The sequence below is a fragment of the Candidatus Nitrosopumilus salarius BD31 genome, from assembly GCF_000242875.2.
Classification (GTDB): domain Archaea; phylum Thermoproteota; class Nitrososphaeria; order Nitrososphaerales; family Nitrosopumilaceae; genus Nitrosopumilus; species Nitrosopumilus salarius.
This window is the reverse complement of record NZ_AEXL02000065.1, coordinates 1-3,331: the sequence shown is the minus strand read 5'-3', so window position 1 is coordinate 3,331 and position 3,331 is coordinate 1. Positions and strand designations below refer to the sequence as shown.

At 35.5% G+C, this 3,331-nt stretch carries 4 protein-coding genes and 1 pseudogene; all 5 read left to right on the top strand.

Features of this window, described 5'->3' with window-relative positions:
* Nucleotides 1–1,210: Zn-binding domain-containing protein (locus BD31_RS02945; RefSeq protein ID WP_008298295.1), on the top strand; the 1,210-nt coding region annotated here is incomplete at its 5' end.
* A gap of 42 nt (nt 1,211–1,252) precedes the next feature.
* Nucleotides 1,253–1,858, top strand: a complete 606-nt coding sequence (locus BD31_RS02940) for an SDR family oxidoreductase (RefSeq protein ID WP_008298296.1) — start codon at nt 1,253–1,255, stop codon at nt 1,856–1,858.
* Nucleotides 1,859–1,898: 40 nt separating this feature from the next.
* The gene (locus tag BD31_RS10675) at nt 1,899–2,084 is read left to right on the top strand and encodes a hypothetical protein (protein WP_008298298.1); all 186 of its coding nucleotides are present in this window, start codon (nt 1,899–1,901) and stop codon (nt 2,082–2,084) included.
* Between the two features lie 77 nt (nt 2,085–2,161).
* The gene (locus BD31_RS10880; RefSeq protein WP_250634639.1) at nt 2,162–2,380 is read left to right on the top strand and encodes a hypothetical protein; all 219 of its coding nucleotides are present in this window, start codon (nt 2,162–2,164) and stop codon (nt 2,378–2,380) included.
* A 17-nt stretch (nt 2,381–2,397) separates the two neighbouring features.
* A pseudogene (locus BD31_RS10875) lies at nt 2,398–3,331 on the top strand (DNA topoisomerase I); the annotation flags it as partial.

Sequence of the window (3,331 nt, the reverse complement as noted above, 5' to 3'; positions counted from 1 at the left end):
CATATCATCTACCATTCCAGTAAACAGACTTGTTCAAAGAATTGGCAGAGCTGCAAGAAAAGGGCAAAGAGGATATGCTTTTTTGGCGTTAGGAAATGATCCTATTTCTCAGTACTACAAGAATCACCCTGATGATTATTTTGAGGATATTGAAAAAACATACATTGACCCAAAGAATCCATTTGTAGAAGAATTCCAGGTGCTATCCATGGCATGTGATAAACCAATTTCCAAGCACGAATTAAAAGAGCATCAGGAAGTAATAGAACATCATATCATCAAAGAAAACCTAATTGTTTTCAATAACAGGATCATTCCAAATCTGGATAAAATCAATTCCATACTAAATGAGTACAGCATAAGAGGTATCGGCAAGTCAATTGATATTTTTTTATCAGATACCAAAGTAGGAGATAGAATACTGCCAATTGCATTAGAAGAATTACACAAAGATGCAATCTATTTTTTAGCAGGAGTTCGCTACAGAGTCAAAGAGTTTGATTACCCAAAGAAAAACTATGCCAAACTAGAAAGGATCCCTAGAGATTATCCATATTATACAAAATCTCTAACTGAGGAATGGCCTACAATTGAAACTGTTTTTGAGAGACGAAGTGCAAATGGTATCGAACTTGCTTTTTGTAAGTTACATATTCAAAAGAAAGTGTATGGTTATGTCAACATTGAGTTAGGACAGGAAGTTACTCAAGGAGAAAAAGTAATGCTTGATACTCCATTAGAATATGATTTTGTAACAAAGGGAATTGTGTTTCATGCACCCAGACCTCTCAAGGTGATTGAAAGTGCCGAGGATGAAGATTATGCTGAAGCAAGTGGATATCATGCAACAGAGCATGTAGTAATTGAAGGCAGCAATATGATCACAGGTGGAGTATCCCAAGATTTAGGAGGGATATCATTAGGCACTTCAGGCCTGATTTTCATATATGATGGAGCCATAGGAGGAAGCGGTGCAAGCAAGGCACTTTATGACAGATTTGAAAAGGCCCTTGTAAGAAGTATGCATATTGTAAAAGAGTGTCCGTGCAAAAATGAAGCAGGATGCCCTCGATGTACATTCTCATATAGATGTGGAAACAACAACGAATATCTGCACAAGTATTCAGCATTAGAGATTCTAGAGAGAATCAACAATGGCGAGAAAACAGAATTGATTGATCCAACGGAAGGAGACAGACCTCTAGTATGAACAATCAAAATGGGATAAATATGACAAAAATACAGTGTAAATATGAATAAGGTTGCATTAGTTACAGGGAGTTCATCAGGAATAGGATTAGAAACTGTATTGTCTCTTGCAAGAGACGGATACAACACATTTGCAAGTATGAGAGATACTAAAAAAGCAGGAGAATTGGAATATGCCGCCAAAAAAGAGAATCTCAAAATTAATGTAATCGAGTTAGATGTGGACAGTGAAGAATCAATAATTTCTACAATCAAAAAAATTATGGCAGAAAGTGGCAGGATAGATGTCTTAGTAAACAATGCAGGATATGGACAGTTTGGATGTACTGAAGATGTATCAATAGAGGATTTTAGAAAACAATTTGAAACTAACTTTTTCAGCATTGTTAGAATTATTCAAGAAGTTTCACCAATCATGAGAAATCAAAAATCAGGAATCATAGTAAACATTAGCTCAGTTGTCGGCAGATTAGGATTACCAGGGTCTTCAGCTTATATCAGTACAAAGTTTGCATTGGAAGGATTAAGTGAATGCCTCAGATACGAATTAGGTCAATTTGGAGTAAAGACCACCTTGATAGAACCAGGAGTCATCAAAACGAATTTTTTCAATTCGTTGAAAAATTCCAGAATCAAAGGTAGATCCTAAATACAAAGAATTAACAGATAATATTCTAGCAGGTCTTAAAATGATGGTAGAGATGGGAACTCCCCCATCAGAAGTAGCCAAAGTCATTCTAAAGGCAATTCATGATGACGAAATTTTGCCTCGATATATTGTGGGAACGGATGCAGCCATGTTCATGGAGGCAAAAAAGATGAAAACAGACCTAGAATTTGAGAAATACATGAGCAAAGAGTTGTTTCCCAGATAGCATCAGACTTGTACGTTAAATTGATATACACATAGAGTTGAGTTTTTGTCAAAGTCCGCAATTTTAAAGTGAAAAAAATGAAATGGAAAACACTACAACATAATGGAATCTTATTTCCCCCGGCATATGAGGCCCAAGGAATCAAGATAAAGATCAAAGGAGAGAGTGTAAATCTTGATCTAAATCAGGAAGAAATGGTATACCAGTGGGCAAAAAAGAAAGACACCCCATATGTTCAAGACAAGGTTTTTCAGAAAAACTTTACAGCAGATTTTAGCAAAAACATTAGATTCTAAATTTAAAAAAATATCATATGAAGACATTGATTTTTTCTAATGCCTACAAAATAGTGGACAAGGAAAAAGATCTTAGGGAAATGATGACCAAAGAGGAAAAGAAATCCCTAGCTGCAAAAAGAAAAGAGTTACGAGAGAAACTAAAAGCAAAATATGGAATTGCAATCATGGATGGAAAAGAGGTTGAAGTTGGAAACTACATGGCTGAACCACCTGGGATATTCATTGGACGTGGAGAACATCCCCTTAGAGGAAAATGGAAACCACGTGTAACTACAAAAGATGTTACATTAAACCTTGGAAAAGAGGCTAAAGTTCCAGAAGGTAACTGGGGCAAGATAATTCACGATAAAGATTCAATGTGGCTAGCAAGCTGGATGGATTTTCTTACACAGAAAAGAAAGTATGTCTGGCTTGCAGATACTGCTGGACTAAAACAAGATAGAGATAAGGAAAAATATGAAAAAGCAGTAAAGCTTGCAAAAGAAATTGACAAAATAAAAGATAGAATTGTCAAAGATATGAAGAGCAACGACCCAAAAATGAGCAGAATTGCTACTGCGTGTTATTTGATTTATAGAACTGCCATGAGGGTAGGGGACGAAAAAGATCCAGATGAAGCAGATACAGTAGGTGCTACAACACTTAGGAAAGAGCATATCAAAATTACACCAAATGCAATTGAATTTGATTTTCTAGGTAAAGACAGTGTTAGATGGCAAGAAAAAGTAATAGCTGAAGGTCATGACAAACAATTCCAAGAGAACCTAAAGAAATTAGTAGAAAACAAAAAGCCAAAAGATGAGATTTTTGATGACATTACTTCAAGACATGTCAATGCATATTATTCAAGCATTGTGAAAGGATTAACTGCCAAAGTATTCAGAACATACCTTGCTACTACAGTAGTCAAAGATTANCTTGTAAAGCATGACAATATTCAAAACAAAA